Raw genomic sequence first — 18258 nt, 5'->3', positions numbered from 1 at the left:
TGACGCCTGCGGGCTTTGTCTATGCTCGGGCTTCTGGTATTCGGCTTGGCCAGAAGCCGCGCCGCAGCGGCCAAATTCACAGGCCTGATTCATGGAACAACTCGCCGCAGCCGGTCAGCCGATCGACTTTTCCCTGATCGCGCTGTTCGCGCGCGCGTCCCTGACCGTCCAGATCGTGATGGTGATGCTGGTCCTTGCCTCGTTCTGGGCCTGGGCGATCATCATCCAGAAATTCATCAGCTTCAACGCCGCCAAGCGCGAGGCCGATCGTTTCGACCGCGCCTTCTGGTCCGGCCAGCCACTGGACGATCTTTACGACCGCGTCGGCGAAGAGCCGTCGGGGGCCTCTGAGCGCATCTTTTCGGCCGGCATGACCGAATGGCGGCGCAGCCATCGTGACGATGGCGGCATGATCGCGGGCGCGACCGCGCGGATTGACCGCGCGATGAACGTGGCGATCAATCGCGAAAGCGACCGCCTGACGCGCGGGCTGCCCTTCCTTGCCACGGTCGGCTCGACCGCGCCCTTCATCGGGCTCTTCGGCACGGTCTGGGGCATCAAGACTGCCTTCGAGGAGATCGCCCTGTCGCAGAACACCTCGCTGGCCGTGGTTGCGCCCGGCATTGCCGAGGCGTTGGTGGCGACGGCGCTTGGTCTGGTGGCGGCCATTCCGGCCGTGGTCTTCTATAACAAGCTCAGCGCCGATTCCGACCGGATCCTTGGGAATTACGAGTCCTTCTCGGACGAGTTCTCGACCATCCTGTCGCGTCAATTGGAAGACGGCTGATGGGCGCGGGCGTCGTCAAGCGCAACCGGGCAGGGCGCGGCCGCGGCAGATCGCAGCCGATGGCCGAGATCAACGTGACGCCCTTTGTGGACGTGATGCTGGTGCTGCTGATCGTCTTCATGGTCGCGGCGCCGCTTCTGACCGTCGGCGTGCCGCTGGAACTGCCCAAGACCGCCGCGCAATCCGTTCCGGCCGAACCCGAGGAACCGCTGTCCGTCTCGGTCACGCCCGAGGGCCCGATCCTCGTGATGACGACAGAGGTTCCCGAGGAGGAACTGGTCACCCGGCTTCAGGCCGTGGCGGCCGAACGTCAGAGCGACAAGATCTATCTGCGCGCGGATGGCACGATCCCCTATGCCCGCATCATGGAGGTGATGGGGGCGCTGAATGCGGCGGGCTTCAACAATATCGTTCTGGTGACGGATTCGGGCGGCCCCCGGATGGACGGCCAGACGACCGAAGGCTAGGCCGATGGATCGCGCCGACCGCTTCGGCTATTGGGTCTCGGGTGCCGCGCATGCCGGGCTGATCGGCTTTGCCGTGGTGGGCGGCGCATTGTTTCGTCCCCAGCCGCTCGATGCGATCCGCATGGCCGAGGTTTCGACCATGTCCGAGGCCGAGTTCCAGGCCCTGGCCGCAGCCGCGGCGGGCAGCGGTCCGGTCGATGCCACGGCCGAGACGGTCCCGGCCCAGCCCCGCCCTCCGGCCGATGAGGTCGTGATCGGCGCGCCCGAGGCGATGAGCCCCCCGGCACCCGACAGCAATGTCGCCATGCTGAACCTTCCGGCTGCGCGTCCCGAAGAGCGCCCCGACCTGCCCGAAACGCCGAGGATGGAGTTGCCTGCGACGACGGCTGCCCCCGAAGCCGAGCGACAGGCACCCGCCCCCTTGCCGCAGGAATCCAAGGTCGCGGCCTTGGATGCGCCCCGCCCGCATGGTCGCCCCGAAGGGCTTGCCCAGGCCGTTCAGGCCCGGCGCGAGGCCGAAGAAGCCGCGCGCCGTCGCGAGGCTGTTCTTGCCCGTGAGGCCGAAGAAGCAGCCGCCGAGGAAGCCGCCGCCAAGGAACGCAGCGAGGCCGCCGCCCGCCGGCAGGCCGAGGAGCGGGCCGAGGCCGAGCGCCGCGAAACCGCCCGCCGCGAGGAAGCCCAGGCTGCGCGCAAGGCGGCCGAGGCCGAGGAACGCGCCCGCAGGCTTGCCGCGGCTGAGGCAGCCGAGGCCGAAAAACGCGAAGCCGCCGAGGCGGCGAAAAAGGAAGCCGCCGAGCGCGCCGCCCGGGAAGCCGCCGCAGAAAAACGCGACGCAGAAAAACGCGAGGCCGAAGCCAAGGCCCGCGAAGAGGCCGAGGAAAAGGCCGCCGCTGAAAAGGCCGCAGAGGAAAAGCGCGCCGCCGCGAAAAAGGCGGCGCAAGAGGCCGCGGCCGAAGCAAAGGCCAAGGAAAAGGCCGAGGCCGAGCGCAAGGCCGCGAACGAGGCTGCCAAAAAGGCGGCGCTGGCCGAAGCCATGAAAAAAGAAGAAGGCGCGGGCGCTTCGGGCGGCGGCGGGGCAGCCGCCAGCGGGCCGCCGCTGAGCCAGGGCGAAAAGGACGGCTTTCGGGTCGCGGTCGAGGCCTGCTGGAATCGCGGCTCGCTTTCGACCGAGGCGGGTCGGACCACCGTTTCCGTCAGCTTCTCGATGTCGCCCGATGGCAAGCCCGAATCCGGTTCGCTGAAAATGATCGACCATAACGGCGCATCCGACGCCGTGGCCAAACAGGCCTATGAGGCGGCGCGCCGCGCGATCCTGATGTGCGGACGGAACGGCTACAACCTCCCGGCAGAGAAATATAACCGCTGGAAGGACGTCATCATTGATTTCAACCCCAGCGGAAACGCCACGATCAAGTAGCGCCATGGCATACCTGATTTCGTCAACTCATCCTGCAACCAGACCTCCGAGGGCTATTCATGTTGCGTAAATTTTTCCTGACCTCCGCTCTGGCCCTTGCGGGTCTGGGCCTTGCCGCGCCGGTTCTCGCGCAGGACGGCCCGCTGCGTATCGAGATCACCGATGGCGTGATCGAGCCGATGCCTTTCGCGATCTCGGCCTTCCATGACGAGGGGGGCGCGGGCGAATTGCTGGCGCAGGTCCAGAACCTGATCGCCGCCGACCTGACCGGGACCGGCCTGTTCCGCGAGATCCCGGCCTCGGCCCATATCGCGCGCCCCGAAAGCTTCGAGACCCCGGTCGCCTATGAGGATTGGAAGGCGATCAATGCCCAAGCCCTGATCACCGGCGCGGTCCGGGTCGAGGGCGGCAAGGTCGTGGTCAAGTTCCGCCTGTTCGATGTGTTTTCCGGTCAGCCCTTGGGCGATGGGATGCAGTTCGACGCCGGGACCGGCAATTGGCGGCGCGCCGCGCATAAGGCCGCCGATCAGGTCTATGCCCGCCTGACGGGCGAAGGCCCCTATTTCGACAGCCGCGTTGCCTTCGTGCAGGAAAGCGGTCCCAAGGATGCCCGCCGCAAGCGGATCGGCGTCATGGATTACGACGGCGCGAATATCAAATTCCTGACCGATGATTCCACGCTGGTGCTGAAGCCGCGCTTCTCGCCCGATGGTTCGCGCCTGCTTTATACCAGCTATGCCTCGGGCTTCCCGACCGCGATGATGATGGATGTGAATTCGCTGGCGGCGCGTCCGCTGAACGCGCAGCAGGGCGGGATGAGCTTTTCGCCGCGCTTCTCGCCGGATGGGCGCTGGATCGTCTATTCGCTGGAAAAGAACGGCAATACCGACATCTACCAGATGGATGCGGCAAGCGGGGCGCAGCGCCCGCTGACCAATGCCCCCTCTATCGAGACCTCGCCCAGCTTCTCGCCCGACGGCAGTCAGATCGTCTTTGAAAGCGACCGCTCGGGCCAGCCGCAGCTTTATGTGATGTCGGCCAGCGGTGGAGAGCCCAAGCGCATCAGCTTCGGCGAGGGCCGCTATGGCACGCCGGTCTGGTCGCCGCGCGGCGACATGATCGCCTTTACCCGGCAGGTCGGGGCCAAGTTTCATATCGGCGTGATGCGCACGGATGGCTCGGAAGAAAAGATGTTGACCGAATCGTTCCTTGACGAGGGCCCCTCCTGGGCCCCCAATGGGCGCGTCGTGATGTTTACCCGCGTCACCCCCGGCGGCAATGGCGAGCCGCGCCTGCATTCGGTGGACATCACCGGGCGGAACATGCGACCGGTCAAGTTGAATGGCGCGGCCTCGGACCCGGATTGGGGTCCCTTGCTGCCGTAACCGCGGGAACTGGACAGAATTATGAAGACATTCGTGAAATTTGCGGCGATCGGGATGCTGCTGGCGACCGCGGCGTGTTCGCGCCCCGCCCAACAGGGCCCGATGGTCAATGATCCCTATGCCAATATGAACCAAGGTGTCGGTGTCAGCGCGCTGCCCGGCACCGCCGAGCATTTCAAGGCGACGGCGGGCGACACGGTTCTGTTTCCCGTGGATCAATCGACCTTGACCCCCGAAGCCCGCACCATCCTTGCCAATCAGGCCGGCTGGCTGAATCAGAACCAAGGCTTCTCGGCCCTGATCGAGGGTCATGCCGATGAGCAGGGCACCCGCGAATACAACCTCGCGCTTGGCGCGCGCCGGGCAAGTTCCGTGCAGGAATACCTGATCTCGCAGGGCGTGGGTTCGGGCCGTTTGCGCACCGTCAGCTACGGCAAGGAGCGCCCGCTGGAAATCTGCTCGACCGAGGAATGCTACACCAAGAACCGCCGCGCGGTCACCGCCGTCAGCCCAGGGGCGGGTATGTGATGGCATTGCGGGGCATCATGCTTGCACTGGGGCTGGCGCTGAGCGCGCTGCCCGCCGAAGCGCAGGATCAGGAGACGCTGGCCGATATCCGGACCGAGTTGAACCAGCTTTCGGCGGATCTGCAAAGCTTGCGGGGCGAATTGGTCGCAGCCGGTCCGGCTGGGTTTGCCGCGGCAGGGGGCGACAGCGCCATCGACCGCATGAACGCGATGGAAGCACGGCTTCAGCAACTGACTGGCCAGACCGAACAGTTGCAGAACCGCGTCGATCGCATCGTGCGGGACGGCACGACCCGCATCGGGGATATCGAATTCCGCCTCTGCGAAATGGAAGAGGGCTGCGATCTGGGCAGCCTGACCACCCCGACATTGGGCGAACAGGGCGGCTCCGTGGCCCCCCTGCCTTCCTCGGACCAGCAGGGCGCGCTTGACGCGCCCGCCACGACCCCCTTGGCCGGGGCTGCTACGGCGGCGGAACAGGCCGATTTCGACCGGGCCCGGGAGGTGCTCGGTCAGGGTGACTTTCGTCAGGCAGCCGATCTTTTCGCGCATCTAGCGCATCATCACGCGGGCGGCCCCCTGACCGCCGAGGCCCTGTTCCTGCGCGGCGCCGCGCTGGATTCCGCCGGGGATCTTTCGGGCGCGGGCATCGCCTGGCTGGAAAGCTTCGCGGCAAATCCCAATGGTCCGCAGGCCGCGGATTCGCTTCTGGGCCTGTCGCGCGCGATGAGCGCAAGGGGAGGACCGGAACAGGGCTGCTTCTACCTCCAGGAAATTCTTGCGCGCTTTCCCGGTACAGCGCAGGCCGCCGAGGCGGAAAAGCGGCTGGGGGATGCGCAATGTGCCTCCTTCGAAGACGAGGCGGCGAGTGATCCCGCGCTGATGGACCCAGAGGCGGCGGCGGATCTTGCCGATGGGCAATGATCCCGTAGCGGGGCAAAGAGACGACATCCCGGAACATGATCCCGTCGCGCGACAGGTCGGCGCCGCACTGACCCGACTGTCCGGCGATCTGCCCCGGCTGGGCATTGCCCTGTCGGGGGGCGGGGATTCGATGGCGCTGATGCATCTGGCGCGGGGCTGGGCGCAGGGGCGGCTGCTGATGGCCGCAACCGTCGATCACGGATTGCGACCCGAATCCGCCGATGAGGCGAGACAGGCGCATCGCGCCGCCACGGCCCTTTCCATTCCCCATGCGACATTGCTCTGGCAGCGGGACAACGAGGCCGGAAACCTGATGGCCGCGGCGCGGGATGCCCGGCTGCGGCTCTTGTCGGGATGGGCCGAGCGCAACCGGCTGGATGCGGTCCTGCTGGGCCATACGCTGGACGATCAGGCCGAGACCCTGCTGATGCGCCTGGCGCGCGGGTCGGGCGTCGACGGGCTGGCCGCCATGGCCGAGAGCCGGATCGCCTTTGGCATGCGCTGGATCAGGCCCATGCTGGGCGTTTCGCGCGGGGACCTTCGGGAATGGATGACCGGCCGCGGCATCGGCTGGATTGATGATCCCTCCAACGAGAACGAGGATTACGACCGCGTCCGCATCCGCAAGGCATTGGCCGGGCTGAACCTGCCGGCGCGCCAGTTGGCCCAATCAGCTGCGAATATGGCGCAGGCGCGCGACGCGCTGCAGGATTTCGCCGCGCTGACCGCCGAAGGGGCCACGGCGCAGCAGGGCACGCTGAAGCTGCCTTGGACCGCCTTCCGCCGCGCCCCGCTGGAGATCCGTCGGCGACTTCTTGTCGCAGGGCTGCGCTTCGTCACCGGGGCCGATTACCCGCCACGACGCGAAACGCTGCTCAATGCCATTTCCGCGCTCAATACCGCTCCGCGTCTGACGCTGGAGGGTGTCATCGTCGAGCCCCGCGGCGAGTGGTTGCAGCTTTATCGTGAGCCTGTCGCGGCGGCGCGGGCCTGCAGCCTGTCGGGGCAGGAAATCTGGGATGGGCGCTGGCTGATCAAGGGCTTGCTGCCGGGTCAAGAGGTTCGCGCCCTGGGGCATGAGCCGTTGCCGGGGCTGAACTGGCGCGCCTCGGGGATGCTGCGCGACGAGGCTGCGGCCAGCCCCGGCATCTGGCAGGACGGCGAAATCCTGGCCGCGCCCGCTCTCAAACCGCATCCGGATTACAGCGCAATCCCGCTGCGCGGGCTCTCTCAGTTCATTGCTTTGCTCTATACTCATTGAACCTGACGCCGGAATCCCTATTTTCAGGCCAAAGCCTGTCTACCCTTGGAGGATCTGCCTTTGGGCAACGCGCGCAATATCGCCTTCTGGGTGGTGCTGTTCCTGATGATTTTGGCGCTGTTCAACCTGTTCAGCGACGGTTCGTCGCAGATGAACAGCCGCCAGATCAGCTATTCTGACTTTATCCAGAGGGTCGATGAGGATCAGGTCTCTGCTGTCACGATTGACGGCGAAACCATCGGCATCACCGGTAAGGATGGAAAAACCTATTCGACCGTCCGCCCGCAGGGCGAGGAAATCGCCGACCGCCTGATCGGCAAAGGTGTCGAGGTCCGCGTCGAACGCCAGCAGCAATCCGGCTTCATGTCGCTTCTGGGCGTCTGGCTGCCGTTCCTCTTGCTCATCGGGGTCTGGATTTTCTTCATGAACCGCATGCAGGGCGGCGGCAAAGGCGGCGCGATGGGCTTTGGCAAATCGCGGGCGAAGCTGCTGACTGAAAAGCATGGCCGGGTGACCTTTGACGATGTCGCGGGCATCGACGAGGCCAAGGAAGAACTGGAAGAGATCGTCGAATTCCTGCGCAATCCGCAGAAATTCTCGCGCCTCGGCGGCAAGATCCCGAAAGGCGCGCTGCTGGTAGGCCCGCCCGGTACCGGTAAGACGCTGCTTGCCCGCGCTATTGCTGGCGAGGCGGGCGTGCCCTTCTTCACCATCTCGGGTTCGGACTTCGTCGAGATGTTCGTCGGCGTCGGTGCGAGCCGCGTCCGCGACATGTTCGAGCAGGCGAAGAAATCCGCCCCCTGCATCGTCTTCATCGACGAGATCGACGCCGTGGGCCGCGCCCGTGGCGTCGGCATCGGCGGCGGCAACGATGAGCGCGAGCAGACCCTGAACCAGCTTCTGGTCGAGATGGACGGCTTCGATGCCAATGAAGGTGTCATCATCATCGCCGCGACCAACCGCAAGGACGTGCTGGACCCCGCGCTGCTGCGTCCGGGCCGCTTCGACCGGCAGATCTATGTGCCGAACCCCGATATCAAGGGCCGCGAAAAGATTCTGTCCGTCCATGCCCGCAAGGTTCCGGTCGGCCCCGATGTCGATCTGCGCATCATCGCGCGCGGCACTCCGGGCTTCTCAGGTGCGGATCTGATGAACCTCGTGAACGAGGCTGCACTTATGGCCGCGCGTCTGGGCCGCCGCTTCGTCGCGATGGAAGATTTCGAGAATGCCAAGGACAAGGTCATGCTCGGCGTCGAGCGCCGCTCGATGGTGCTGACTCCCGAGCAGAAGGAAAAGACCGCCTATCACGAGGCCGGTCACGCCATTGTCGGCCTGAGCCTTCCGAAATGCGACCCGGTCTATAAGGCCACGATCATCCCGCGTGGCGGCGCGCTTGGCATGGTCGTCTCGCTGCCCGAGATGGACCGGCTGAACTACCATAAGGACGAGGCCAAGCAGAAGCTCGCGATGACCATGGCGGGCAAGGCAGCCGAGATCATCAAATACGGCGAAGAGGGCGTCTCGAACGGTCCCGCCGGTGATATCCAGCAGGCGAGCCAACTGGCCCGCGCGATGGTGATGCGCTGGGGCATGTCGGACAAGGTCGGCAATATCGACTATGCCGAGGCGCATGAGGGTTATTCCGGCAATACCGGCGGCTTCTCGGTCTCGGCGGCGACCAAGGAGCTGATCGAACAAGAGGTCCATGACCTGATCGAACAGGGCTATCAGGACGCCTATCGCATCCTGTCGGAAAAGACCGAGGAATTCGAACGTCTCGCCAAGGGCCTTCTGGAATATGAGACCCTGACGGGCGAGGATATCGGCAAGATCATCCGTGGCGAGCAGCTGGGTGGCGATGACGGCACGCCGGGCTCGTCGATCCCCTCGGTGACCTCGATCCCCCGCGCGGGCGCCGCCACGTCCCCGGCGGCAGAGCCTGCCCCGCAGGGCTAAGGCGCGTAACCCGATCAAATGAATGACCCCCGGCCGTTGGCCGGGGGTCTTTTACTGTCGATAGGCTTTATCAGAGGAGAAGAAGCGCGACGGCTCCCATCGCAAGGCCAACGCCGAAACCGACATTGATGACGAAACTGGCGATCTTCATCGGTCTCTCCTTTGTATGCGGGCTGGCGTGAGCCAATCCCGCCCTGTCTCAGGAAAACACCCCGCGGGATAGCAAGGTTCCCCGCTTGAGGTTCGCGGCAGAGCGCGTGGCAGACCGGCAACTACTCGTCCGAAAGGGTTGGGATTGGCATCGGTCCGGTCAGACCGGGATCATGGTCCCTTGCAGCATGGCGACATGCTTGCGCGTATCGCCGGTGATCGCCCAGACATCCGCCGCCACCACCAGAATGCGCCGCCCCGGCCGGATCACCCGCCCCTCGGCCAGCAGAAGTTCGCCCGTCGCAGGGGACATGAGGTTGATCTTCATTTCGACCGTCATCACCTCGGCCTCCTCGGGCATCACGCTCAGCGCGGCATAGCCGGCCGCCGAATCCCCGATGCTGAAGGCCAGCCCGGCATGACCCGCGCCATGCTGCTGGAGCGAGCCGGGCAGGATCGGGGCCGAGATTCCGATCTGGCCCGGCGCGATCGCGGTCAGGGTCGCGCCAAGCGTTTTCATCATGGTCTGGCGGTCGAAACTCGCGCGGATGCGCGCCTCGAGCTCAGTCATCGAATAGGCTGTCCTGAATGCGCGGCACGTCCAATCCCAGATGCCGCCAGCCAAGGCGCGCCAACATCCGGCCACGCGGGGTTCGGCTGACAAGGCCCTGCTGCATCAGATAGGGCTCGATCACTTCCTCGATGGCGTCGCGGCTTTCCGAGAGCGCGGCGGAAAGCGTTTCGACCCCCACCGGCCCGCCGCCGTAATGCTCGGCCATCAGCGTCAGGTAGCGCCGGTCCGCGCTGTCGAGGCCGATATGGTCCACCCCCAGCCGGGTCAGGGCATTATCGGCGATCTCACGGGTCAGGGTCCCGTTCCCCTCGACCAGCGCAAAGTCGATCACGCGGCGCAAGAGGCGGCCCGCGATCCGGGGTGTGCCGCGCGCACGTTTCGCGATCTCGCGCGTGCCGGCGGGGTCCGAGGGAATGCCCATGAGTCGCGCGCCGCGCGTCACGATCAGGTCAAGCTCGTCGATCGTGTAGAATTGCAGCCGGGTCGGGATTCCGAACCGGTCGCGCAAGGGTGTCGTCAGCAGGCCCAGACGGGTGGTCGCGCCGACAAGGGTAAAGGGCTGCAACTCGATCCGGACGGTGCGCGCGGCGGGGCCTTCGCCGATCACGAGGTCCAGTTCGAAATCTTCCATCGCCGGATAGAGCACTTCTTCGACCGCCGGATTCATGCGGTGGATCTCGTCGATGAACAGCACGTCGCGGGCTTCCAGATTGGTCAGGATCGCCGCAAGGTCGCCCGCCCGCGCCAGAACCGGCCCCGAGGTCATCTTGAAGTTGACGCCCAGTTCCCGCGACATGATCTGCGCCAGCGTGGTTTTACCAAGGCCCGGAGGCCCGTGAAACAAGGTGTGATCCATTGCCTTGCCGCGCATCTTGGCGCTTTCGATAAAGACGCGGAGATTGGCGCGGGCCTCGGCCTGACCCACGAAATCCTCAAGCATCTGCGGGCGCAGGGCGCGGTCCTCGCTGTCGCTCTCGAGCGGCTCTGGGCGCAGCATGGGATCGGGATCGATCATTTCCCGCCCCAGGGTCCGCCGTCGCGACCGCCTGCCGAGGGGATGCGCGAATGGCTGTAGCCGCCCCGTCCGGCCATGGCCTGAAGCCGCGCGATGCGCTCTTCGGTCGCGGGATGGGTTGCGAAAAGCCTGTCCATGCGCAGGGCATGAAGCGGATTGATGATGAACATGCTCGCGGCGGCCGGGTTCTTTTCGGCCGGGATATTCACGATCTGCCCGGCGGCGCGGGAAATCTTGGCCAATGCGCCCGCCAGCGCCATGGGCTGACCACAGATCTCTGCGCCGATGCGATCGGCCTCATATTCGCGGCTGCGCGAAATCGCCATCTGCACCAGCCCCGCCGCCATCGGCGCGAAGATCATCGCGAGAATGCCGGCCAGCCCGCCGCCGCGCTGATCGTCACGCCCCCCGAACATGCTGGAGAACATCAGCATGTTGCCCAGCATGGCAATTGCGCCCGCCATGGTCGCGGTGACGGTCATGATGAGCGTATCGCGATGCTTGATATGGGCAAGCTCATGCGCGATCACGCCCGCAAGCTCGTCGCGGGAAAGCACGCGCATGATGCCCTGCGTCACCGCCACGGCGGCGTTCTCCGGGTTGCGGCCGGTGGCAAAGGCATTCGGCTGTTCGGTGGCGAGGACATAGACCTTGGGCATGGGCAGGCCGGCGCGCTGCGCGAGCGCGGCGACCATTTCGACCAGTTCGGGTGCGTCCTGCCGGCTGACCAGCATCGCGCCCTGCTGGCGCAGCACCGCCTTGTCGCTGTTCCACCACGCCCAGAGATTGCCTGCGCCCGCGAAGATCAGCGCGAAAACCGCGCCGCCTCTCCCGCCGACCAGGTAGCCCATCGCCATGACCAGCGCGGTCATGGCGGCCATCAGGACAAAGGTGCGCAGGTTTCCGGACATCGTCTGCCTCACTCCTTGGGGGCCAAGAGCCTGAGCGCCGCGCGGATCAGGGCCGAGGTGCCCGCGCCCGGTTCTTGGGCCGAGGCCTCGGCCACGGCACCGGCGGCCTCGGACGGAGCATAGCCCAGATTCGACAAAGCCGACAGCGCGTCCGCCGTCGCCTGCGCGCTGGTGTCGATGCGCGGGGTGGGGGCGGATGTCGCCGGGGTCTCGATCACCGCATCGGCCTGGGGCAGGGGGCCGGGATCGACGGTCAGACTGCCGCCAAGCGCCATGATCGCCGGGGCCTTGTCCTTGAGTTCCATGGTGATGCGCTGCGCGAGCTTCGGCCCGACGCCCGGGGCTTTTCGCAGCGCCGACCAGTCGCCAAGCGCCAAGGCGCGCGACAGGCCTTCGGCCGAGAGCGTGCCGAGGATCGCAAGCGACACCTTGGCCCCGACCCCCTGGACCGAGGTCAGCAGCCGGTGCCATTCCTTTTCAAGAAGGCTCGGAAAGCCGAAAAGCTGCAAGAGATCCTCGCGCACCAGAAGTTCGGTATAGAGCGCGGTGGCCTGACCGGCGGGCGGCAGGCTTGCGGCGGTGCGTTCGCTGACATGGACGATATAGCCCACGCCACGCACGTCGATCAGGACATGGTCCTGTGCCCGGTGCAGGATGATGCCCGCAATACGTCCGATCATGCGCTTTCCCTCATGCCTTAATCTTGATGCGCAGGGCGCGGCCCTGCAAGTGATGGGCGTGGCAGATCGCCACGGCCAACGCGTCGGCGGCGTCGGGGCCCTCGAACTCGACGCCCGGCAGCATGAAACGGACCATGTGCTGGATCTGCTCCTTGGCGGCATGGCCGACGCCGACGACGGATTTCTTGACCGCATTCGGGGCATATTCGCCGATCTCAAGCCCGGCCTCGGCCGGGGCAAGCAGCGCGATGCCGCGCGCCTGTCCCAGTTTCAGGGTGCCGACCGCGTCCTTGTTGACAAAGGTCTGCTCGACCGCCGCCGCCTGCGGGGCATGAAGCGAAATCACCGCGCAAAGCCCCCGGTACAGCACGGCCAGCCGCGGGCCCAGATCGCCGCCATCGGAATGGATGATGCCATTCGCGACATGGCGAAGGCGAGGACCATCGACGGAAATGATCCCCCAACCCATGTTCCTCAAGCCGGGGTCTATCCCGATGATCTTCATGCCTGCCTCAAATTTTTTCGTTGGTTAGCACGAAAGGAGAACATCTCCTAGCGTCAAACGTGGCTTGGGTTGACAAGCAAGGCCTGTGTCGGGAGATAGAGGCGCCATTGGACGGAGGACCCATGTCGCCTGCACTTATTGCCGCCCTTCCCTTTGTCGGGGCCCTCTTGCCGGGCCTCTTGATCCGATCGGGGCGGGACGTGGCGGCGATGTCTTGTGCGGCGGCCACATTCGTCGCCTTGTTGGGCCTGTGCCTGCATATTCCCGAGGTGATGGCGGGCGAGGTCGTGACCGCGCGGTTCGACTGGCTGCCGTCTCTGGGTCTGAATGCCAGCTTTCGCATCGACGGGCTGGGGCTGCTCTTTGGCATCCTGATCCTGGGGATCGGGCTTCTCATCATCGCCTATGCCCGCTTCTATCTGTCGCGTCATGATCCGGTGGGGGTGTTCTACACCTATCTGATGCTGTTCCAGGGTGCGATGATGGGCATCGTCCTGTCGGACAATATCCTGCTTTTGCTGATTTTCTGGGAACTGACCTCGCTGTCGTCCTTCCTCTTGATCGGGTATTGGAAACACCTGCCCGAGGGTCGGCAGGGCGCGCGTATGGCGCTGACCGTCACCGGCCTTGGCGGGCTTGCGATGATTGCGGGGATGCTGATCCTGGGCCATATCGTCGGCAGCTACGAGATCGGGGACATCCTGAACGCGCGCGAGGCGATTCAGGCCAGTCCGCTTTACCTGCCTGCGCTGCTCTTGATCCTGCTGGGCGCTTTCACCAAATCGGCGCAGTTCCCATTCCATTTCTGGTTGCCGCACGCGATGGCGGCGCCCACGCCCGTCTCAGCCTATCTGCATTCCGCGACCATGGTCAAGGCGGGGCTGTTCCTGATGGCGCGGCTTTGGCCGGTGCTTTCGGGCACGCCGGAATGGTTCTACATCGTCGCGACGACGGGCTTGATCACCATGGTCCTTGCGGCGCTGATCGGCATGTTCCGCGATGACCTGAAATCGCTTCTGGCCTTTTCGACCGTGTCGCATCTGGGCCTGATCACCATGCTGCTCGGCTTCGGGACCGAGGCGGCGGCCGTCGCGGCCGTCTTCCACATCATCAACCACGCGACATTCAAGGCCGCCTTGTTCATGACGGCAGGCATCATCGACCACGAGGCAGGGACGCGCTCGATCGCGCGGTTGGGCGGCTTGCGCAAGCTGATGCCGATCACCTTCGTCATCGGGACGATCGCGGCGCTTTCCATGGCGGGGATCCCGCCGCTCAACGGCTTCATCTCGAAAGAGATGATGCTCGAAGAGGCGACCCATACCGTCTGGCAGGGCAATGCCCATCTGATCTCTGTGATGGCGACGATCGGGGCGGTGTTCTCGGTCTGCTATTCGCTGCGCTTCATCTGGCATGTCTTCTTCGGGCCCGAGCGTGACGATTACCCGCATAAGCCGCATGATCCGGATTTTGGTCTCTGGTTCAGCCCGGCCCTTCTTGTCGTTCTGGTCGTCCTGATCGGGCTCGCACCGCAGTTCTTTGCCGGCTGGCTGGTCGAGGCCTCGGCGGCGGCGGTGACCGGCGCCCATCCGCATCCCCATCTGGCGCTGTGGCATGGCGTGAACACTGCCTTGCTGCTGTCGCTGGCGGCGACGGTGGGGGGCGTCCTGCTTCTGGTCCTGCATCCGCGCCTGCTTGCGCTCCGCAATGCCCTGTGGCGGCCGGATGCCAAAGCCATTTTCGACGCCACGACCCTGAGCGCGCTGCAGCTGGCGCATCGGGTGACGGAACGGTTCAGCAACGGGTCGATGGCGCGGGCCTTTGCGGCTTTCTGCCTGACGGTGATCCTTTGCGGCTTCTGGGCCTTCCTGAGCGGGAACTATGCCGGTGCCGTGCGTCCGATGCTGCCGATCCAGCCGATCCCGCTGATCGGATGGGTGCTTCTGATGGTCGCGACGGGCTGCATGGTCGCGTTCCACCGCATCCGCCTGCTGGCGCTGGTTCTGGTGGCGATCATCGGGCTGATCGTGTCGGGCTGCTTCGTCTATCTTTCCGCGCCCGACCTTGCGCTGACGCAGATCTCGGTCGAGGTGGTGACGGTCATCCTGCTGCTGCTGGCGCTGAATTTCCTGCCCAAGCGCACCATTCTGGAAAGCCGCGACGGCAAGCGGGGCTTCGACGCCTTCATCGCCACGCTGACGGGGCTTGGCTTCGGCGCGCTGTCCTATGTCGTCATGCGCAGCGATTTCGCCATGCCCTCGATCGCGAATTACATGCTGGAGACCAGTTACAAACTGGGAGGCGGCCATAATGTCGTGAACGTGATCCTCGTCGATTTCCGCGGCTATGACACGTTCGGTGAAATCACCGTTCTGGGCATCGCGGCCCTCGCGATCTTTGCGCTGACCGAGACGCTTCTGGCCGGGGCAAGCGGACGCCGCCTGCGCAACTGGGTCCATGAAGAGCGCCGTGCCGGCGCGCGTCATCCCCTGCTTCTGGTCGTCATCACCCGCCTGATCCTGCCCATCACGCTGGTCGTCGGTGTCTATATCTTCCTGCGCGGCCATAACCTACCGGGTGGCGGCTTTGTCGCGGGGCTGATCGTGTCCATCGCATTGGTCTCGCAATACATGGCCTCTGGCTTTGGCTGGGCCCAAGAGCGCAATCGCGTGCCCTATCACGCGATGATCGGAGCGGGCGTCACCTGCGCGGCGGTCACGGGCCTTGGCGCATGGTTCGCAGGCTATCCGTTCCTGACATCGACCTTTGGCTATGTGGAACTGCCGGGTCTTGAGAAATTCGAACTGGCCTCTGCCATGGGCTTTGACCTTGGCGTGTTCCTTTGCGTCGTGGGCGCGGTGATGCTGGCGTTGAATTCGCTGTCGCGGATCGCGCGGCAGGCGGGCGAGACCGTGAATGCCGAGCCGATGGATATCAACCCAAGCCTGTTCAAGGGAGACCGCTGATGGAGCTTTTGCTGTCGAGTGCGATAGGGGTCCTGACTGCGGCCGGAATCTATCTGATCCTGCGGCGTCGCAGCTTCGCGGTGGTGCTGGGCACGACGTTGCTGAGCTATGCGATCAACCTGTTCCTGTTCTCGACCGGACGACTGGTGGTGAACCAGCCTCCGATCATCGAATCCGGGGTAACGGCCTATACCGACCCGCTGCCGCAGGCGCTGGTGCTCACGGCCATCGTGATTTCCTTCGCGATGACGGCCGTGACCGTCATGATGGCGCTGGGGGCATTTCTGGAAGGCGGCGATGACCGCGTCGATATGCCGCGCGCGGATCGCGAACCCGGCGTGAGCCGTATCGAGGCCGGGGAAGGACGCTGATGAACCATATCCTGATTGCCCCCGTCGTCCTGCCGGCGGTCATGGGCGCGCTTATCATCCTGTGGATGCGCGCCGATCTGCTACTGCAGCGCGTCTTTTCCATCGCCGGGACCGCGCTTCTGCTGGGGGTTGCGCTGTACCTGAACTGGATGGCCTCGTCCGGCGAGGTCTATGTCTATCGTCTGGGCAACTGGGCTGCCCCCTTCGGCATCGTGCTGATGCTGGACCGGCTGGCGGCGCTGATGGTCGCCTTGACGGCGGCGCTGGCGCTTGCCGTGCAGCTTTATGCATTCGGTTCGGGCTGGGATCGCAAGGGCTGGCATTTCCACGCGCTGTGGCAGTTCCAGCTGATGGGGGTCTGCGGCGCTTTCCTGACCGGCGATGCCTTCAACCTGTTCGTTTTCTTCGAGATCCTGCTGATCGCCAGCTACGGGCTGATGATCCATGGCGGTGGGCCGATGCGGCTGCGCGCAGGCGTGCAATATATCGCCTATAACCTGGCGGGCTCGACCCTGTTTCTGGCCGCGCTCGGGGTGCTTTACGCGGTCACCGGCACGCTGAACATGGCTGATATGGCCGCCCGCGTCGCGATGATGCCGGCCGAGGACACGGCACTTCTGCGCACCGGCGCGGTGCTTCTGATGCTGGTCTTTGCGATCAAGGCCTCGCTGGTGCCGCTGCATTTCTGGCTGCCATCGACCTATGCCAACGCGCCCGGGCCGGTCGCGGCGCTTTTCGCAATCATGACCAAGGTCGGGGTCTATGCGATCCTCCGTTTCTATACGCTGGTCTTTCCGCAGGACACGGTGATCGAAGGCGTGGTGATGGAGCTATTGCTGCCCGCCGCCCTGTTCACGCTGGCAATCGGCCAGATCGGCATCCTCGGCACGCGCAATTTGGGCCGACTGGCGGCATTCGCGGCAATCGGATCGGTCGGGACGCTGATGATCGCGGTGTCGCAATTCACGCCCCAAGCGACCACTGCGGCGATCTATTACATCATCCATTCCACACTGGCCGGGGCGGCGCTGTTCCTTGTCGTGGACATGATCGGGGCGCGGCGCGGCGACCTCTGGCTGCGGCTTGATGGGGTCATGCCCGGCAATGGCCTGATTGCGGCGCTGTTCTTCGCCACCGCGATCGCGGTCGTGGGGATGCCGCCCTTTTCGGGCTTTATCGGCAAGCTTCTGGTGCTGGATGCCACCCGCGACACGCCGCAGGCAATCTGGATCTGGGGCACGATTCTCGTGACCTCGCTGATTGCGATCTATGGCATGTCGCGCGCGGGGTCGCTGGTCTTCTGGAAAGCCTATGAGTTTCAGGACGTGCCCTTGGCCAAGATGAGCCCGGCTGCCGCGCGGCCCGGCCCGATCCCGACCAAGCTGGAGCCCGACGAGCATATCCAGGACCTTGGGGATGCGGCATCGCCCGCGCTTGCCGCCTCGGCCGTGGGGCTCTTGCTGGCGGGGATCGTCGCGCTGACGGTCTTTGCCGGCCCGGTCACCCGCTTTGCCGCCGACACCGCCGCGCAGTTGCACGACCCTTCGATCTATCTTGGCGCGGTTCTCGACAATCAGGAGGGCACGAAATGATCCGCCGCCTGCTGCCGCATCCCTATCTGTCGCTGGTCCTGATCGTGGTCTGGATGCTCTTGGTGAACCGTTGGGCCGTCGGCTCGCTGGTCTTTGCCATGATGCTCGGCATCGTCATTCCGCTGATGACCGCGCCATATTGGCCCGACACGGCGCGGCTCAGGGCTCCGGGCAAGATCCCCGCCTATCTGGGCCTCGTGCTCTATGACATCGTCAAGGCCAATTGGGATGTCGCGATGATCGTGCTGTTCAAGCCGCGCCGGGCTCTGCAACCCGCCTGGATCGTGATCCCGCTTGAGTTGCGGCAGCCCGAGGCGATCACGGCGCTTGCCTCGACCATCACGCTCACACCCGGGACGCTGACTTGCGATCTGTCCGAGGACGGCCGCGCGCTGCTGGTCCATTGCCTGCACGCGCCCGATCCGCAATCCGTCGTGGCCGAGATCAAGTCCCGCTATGAGGGTCGCCTGAAGGAGATCTTCGAATGATCGGTTTCGCCCTGGGCTTTGCCTATCTGTGCTTCGGCATCGCCATGCTGTTCTGTCTCTACCGCGTGGTCTTTGGCCCCGGCATCGCGGATCGCGTTCTGGCGCTTGATACCATGACGATCAACGCGATCGCGCTGCTGGCGCTTTTCGGGATCGACAAGGGCACCGGCATCTATTTCGAGGCCTCGCTGCTCTTTGCGATGGTCGGCTTCATCTCGACCGTGGCTTACGGGAAATTCATCCTGCGCGGCGATATCATCGAGTAAGGGGAAGAGCATGGAA

The 18258-nt window shown here is 65.0% G+C and carries 18 protein-coding genes; 13 read left to right on the top strand and 5 right to left on the bottom strand.

The annotated features are described in order from the left end of the window. Positions 1-91 precede the first annotated feature (91 nt). From tolQ to ftsH, 8 genes are read left to right on the top strand one after another with little or no spacing between them, the layout of a single operon-like run. Positions 92-787 (top strand): protein TolQ, encoded by a 696-nt coding sequence (tolQ, locus tag ESZ60_RS00545; protein ID WP_134678454.1) that lies wholly within the window; start codon positions 92-94, stop codon positions 785-787. Continuing rightward, positions 787-1254, top strand: coding sequence for an ExbD/TolR family protein (locus tag ESZ60_RS00540; RefSeq protein WP_134678453.1), 468 nt, complete (start codon positions 787-789; stop codon positions 1252-1254). Before tolQ ends, ESZ60_RS00540 begins: the two co-directional genes overlap by 1 nt. 4 nt (positions 1255-1258) lie before the next feature. Beyond that, a complete protein-coding gene (gene tolA / locus ESZ60_RS00535) occupies positions 1259-2671 on the top strand; it encodes a cell envelope integrity protein TolA (protein ID WP_134678452.1) in 1413 nt (470 codons plus the stop codon). A 59-nt stretch (positions 2672-2730) separates the two neighbouring features. After that, positions 2731-4056, top strand: coding sequence for a Tol-Pal system beta propeller repeat protein TolB (gene tolB / locus ESZ60_RS00530; protein ID WP_134678451.1), 1326 nt, complete (start codon positions 2731-2733; stop codon positions 4054-4056). 21 nt (positions 4057-4077) lie between these two features. Further along, entirely contained in the window at positions 4078-4584 is a 507-nt protein-coding gene (gene pal / locus ESZ60_RS00525) for a peptidoglycan-associated lipoprotein Pal (RefSeq protein ID WP_134678450.1), read from the top strand. Further along, complete coding sequence (locus ESZ60_RS00520; RefSeq protein ID WP_425331296.1) at positions 4584-5507, top strand: tetratricopeptide repeat protein; 924 nt, start codon at positions 4584-4586, stop codon at positions 5505-5507. Before pal ends, ESZ60_RS00520 begins: the two co-directional genes overlap by 1 nt. After that, entirely contained in the window at positions 5497-6768 is a 1272-nt protein-coding gene (gene tilS, locus ESZ60_RS00515) for a tRNA lysidine(34) synthetase TilS (protein ID WP_134678449.1), read from the top strand. Before ESZ60_RS00520 ends, tilS begins: the two co-directional genes overlap by 11 nt. Positions 6769-6828: 60 nt before the next feature. Further along, entirely contained in the window at positions 6829-8724 is a 1896-nt protein-coding gene (ftsH, locus tag ESZ60_RS00510) for an ATP-dependent zinc metalloprotease FtsH (protein ID WP_134678448.1), read from the top strand. 310 nt (positions 8725-9034) lie between these two features. Here ftsH and ESZ60_RS00505 read toward each other — a convergent pair whose 3' ends face one another. Genes ESZ60_RS00505 through ruvC form a run of 5 tightly spaced genes read right to left on the bottom strand, consistent with a single transcriptional unit; the run spans position 9035 to position 12559 of the window. Continuing rightward, on the bottom strand, positions 9035-9445 hold the full coding sequence (locus tag ESZ60_RS00505) for a PaaI family thioesterase (protein WP_134678447.1): 411 nt from the start codon (positions 9443-9445) through the stop codon (positions 9035-9037). Next, positions 9438-10463, bottom strand: coding sequence for a Holliday junction branch migration DNA helicase RuvB (ruvB, locus tag ESZ60_RS00500; RefSeq protein ID WP_134678446.1), 1026 nt, complete (start codon positions 10461-10463; stop codon positions 9438-9440). The genes ESZ60_RS00505 and ruvB overlap by 8 nt, the downstream gene beginning before the upstream one ends. After that, complete coding sequence (gene htpX / locus ESZ60_RS00495; RefSeq protein WP_134678445.1) at positions 10460-11374, bottom strand: zinc metalloprotease HtpX; 915 nt, start codon at positions 11372-11374, stop codon at positions 10460-10462. The genes ruvB and htpX overlap by 4 nt, the downstream gene beginning before the upstream one ends. Before the next feature lie 8 nt (positions 11375-11382). Continuing rightward, positions 11383-12054: a Holliday junction branch migration protein RuvA gene (gene ruvA, locus ESZ60_RS00490; RefSeq protein WP_134678444.1), complete on the bottom strand. Its 672-nt coding sequence runs from the start codon at positions 12052-12054 to the stop codon at positions 11383-11385. Positions 12055-12064: 10 nt separating this feature from the next. Next, positions 12065-12559, bottom strand: coding sequence for a crossover junction endodeoxyribonuclease RuvC (ruvC, locus tag ESZ60_RS00485; RefSeq protein WP_134678443.1), 495 nt, complete (start codon positions 12557-12559; stop codon positions 12065-12067). 122 nt (positions 12560-12681) lie between these two features. Between ruvC and ESZ60_RS00480 the strand changes: the two genes are divergently transcribed. Genes ESZ60_RS00480 through ESZ60_RS00460 form a run of 5 tightly spaced genes read left to right on the top strand, consistent with a single transcriptional unit; the run spans position 12682 to position 18242 of the window. Further along, the gene (locus ESZ60_RS00480) at positions 12682-15525 is read left to right on the top strand and encodes a monovalent cation/H+ antiporter subunit A (RefSeq protein WP_134678442.1); all 2844 of its coding nucleotides are present in this window, start codon (positions 12682-12684) and stop codon (positions 15523-15525) included. Then, entirely contained in the window at positions 15525-15896 is a 372-nt protein-coding gene (locus ESZ60_RS00475; protein WP_134678441.1) for a Na+/H+ antiporter subunit C, read from the top strand. Before ESZ60_RS00480 ends, ESZ60_RS00475 begins: the two co-directional genes overlap by 1 nt. Beyond that, positions 15896-17488 carry a monovalent cation/H+ antiporter subunit D gene (locus ESZ60_RS00470; protein WP_134678440.1) on the top strand — a complete coding sequence of 531 codons (1593 nt, stop codon included), beginning with the start codon at positions 15896-15898 and terminating at the stop codon, positions 17486-17488. The genes ESZ60_RS00475 and ESZ60_RS00470 overlap by 1 nt, the downstream gene beginning before the upstream one ends. Continuing rightward, positions 17485-17976 (top strand): Na+/H+ antiporter subunit E, encoded by a 492-nt coding sequence (locus tag ESZ60_RS00465; protein ID WP_134678439.1) that lies wholly within the window; start codon positions 17485-17487, stop codon positions 17974-17976. The genes ESZ60_RS00470 and ESZ60_RS00465 overlap by 4 nt, the downstream gene beginning before the upstream one ends. Then, entirely contained in the window at positions 17973-18242 is a 270-nt protein-coding gene (locus ESZ60_RS00460) for a K+/H+ antiporter subunit F (protein WP_134678438.1), read from the top strand. Before ESZ60_RS00465 ends, ESZ60_RS00460 begins: the two co-directional genes overlap by 4 nt. The last annotated feature ends 16 nt before the right edge of the window (positions 18243-18258 follow it).

The sequence above is a fragment of the Paracoccus ravus genome (genome assembly GCF_004522175.1).
In the GTDB taxonomy this organism is placed as follows: domain Bacteria; phylum Pseudomonadota; class Alphaproteobacteria; order Rhodobacterales; family Rhodobacteraceae; genus Paracoccus; species Paracoccus ravus.
This window is presented reverse-complemented; position numbering and strand designations above follow the sequence as displayed.

Excerpts from the sequence above, each read along its gene's own strand:
- ruvC (WP_134678443.1), bottom strand. The coding sequence starts at position 12,559 with ATGAAGATCATCGGGATAGACCCCGGCTTGAGGAACATGGGTTGGGGG.
- ESZ60_RS00460 (WP_134678438.1), top strand. The coding sequence starts at position 17,973 with ATGATCGGTTTCGCCCTGGGCTTTGCCTATCTGTGCTTCGGCATCGCC.
- ESZ60_RS00475 (WP_134678441.1), top strand. The coding sequence starts at position 15,525 with ATGGAGCTTTTGCTGTCGAGTGCGATAGGGGTCCTGACTGCGGCCGGA.
- ESZ60_RS00520 (WP_425331296.1), top strand. The coding sequence starts at position 4,584 with ATGGCATTGCGGGGCATCATGCTTGCACTGGGGCTGGCGCTGAGCGCG.
- tilS (WP_134678449.1), top strand. The coding sequence starts at position 5,497 with ATGGGCAATGATCCCGTAGCGGGGCAAAGAGACGACATCCCGGAACAT.
- tolQ (WP_134678454.1), top strand. The coding sequence starts at position 92 with ATGGAACAACTCGCCGCAGCCGGTCAGCCGATCGACTTTTCCCTGATC.
- ESZ60_RS00480 (WP_134678442.1), top strand. The coding sequence starts at position 12,682 with ATGTCGCCTGCACTTATTGCCGCCCTTCCCTTTGTCGGGGCCCTCTTG.
- htpX (WP_134678445.1), bottom strand. The coding sequence starts at position 11,374 with ATGTCCGGAAACCTGCGCACCTTTGTCCTGATGGCCGCCATGACCGCG.
- tolB (WP_134678451.1), top strand. The coding sequence starts at position 2,731 with ATGTTGCGTAAATTTTTCCTGACCTCCGCTCTGGCCCTTGCGGGTCTG.
- ESZ60_RS00540 (WP_134678453.1), top strand. The coding sequence starts at position 787 with ATGGGCGCGGGCGTCGTCAAGCGCAACCGGGCAGGGCGCGGCCGCGGC.
- pal (WP_134678450.1), top strand. The coding sequence starts at position 4,078 with ATGAAGACATTCGTGAAATTTGCGGCGATCGGGATGCTGCTGGCGACC.
- ESZ60_RS00470 (WP_134678440.1), top strand. The coding sequence starts at position 15,896 with ATGAACCATATCCTGATTGCCCCCGTCGTCCTGCCGGCGGTCATGGGC.
- ruvB (WP_134678446.1), bottom strand. The coding sequence starts at position 10,463 with ATGATCGATCCCGATCCCATGCTGCGCCCAGAGCCGCTCGAGAGCGAC.
- ESZ60_RS00465 (WP_134678439.1), top strand. The coding sequence starts at position 17,485 with ATGATCCGCCGCCTGCTGCCGCATCCCTATCTGTCGCTGGTCCTGATC.
- ruvA (WP_134678444.1), bottom strand. The coding sequence starts at position 12,054 with ATGATCGGACGTATTGCGGGCATCATCCTGCACCGGGCACAGGACCAT.
- tolA (WP_134678452.1), top strand. The coding sequence starts at position 1,259 with ATGGATCGCGCCGACCGCTTCGGCTATTGGGTCTCGGGTGCCGCGCAT.
- ESZ60_RS00505 (WP_134678447.1), bottom strand. The coding sequence starts at position 9,445 with ATGACTGAGCTCGAGGCGCGCATCCGCGCGAGTTTCGACCGCCAGACC.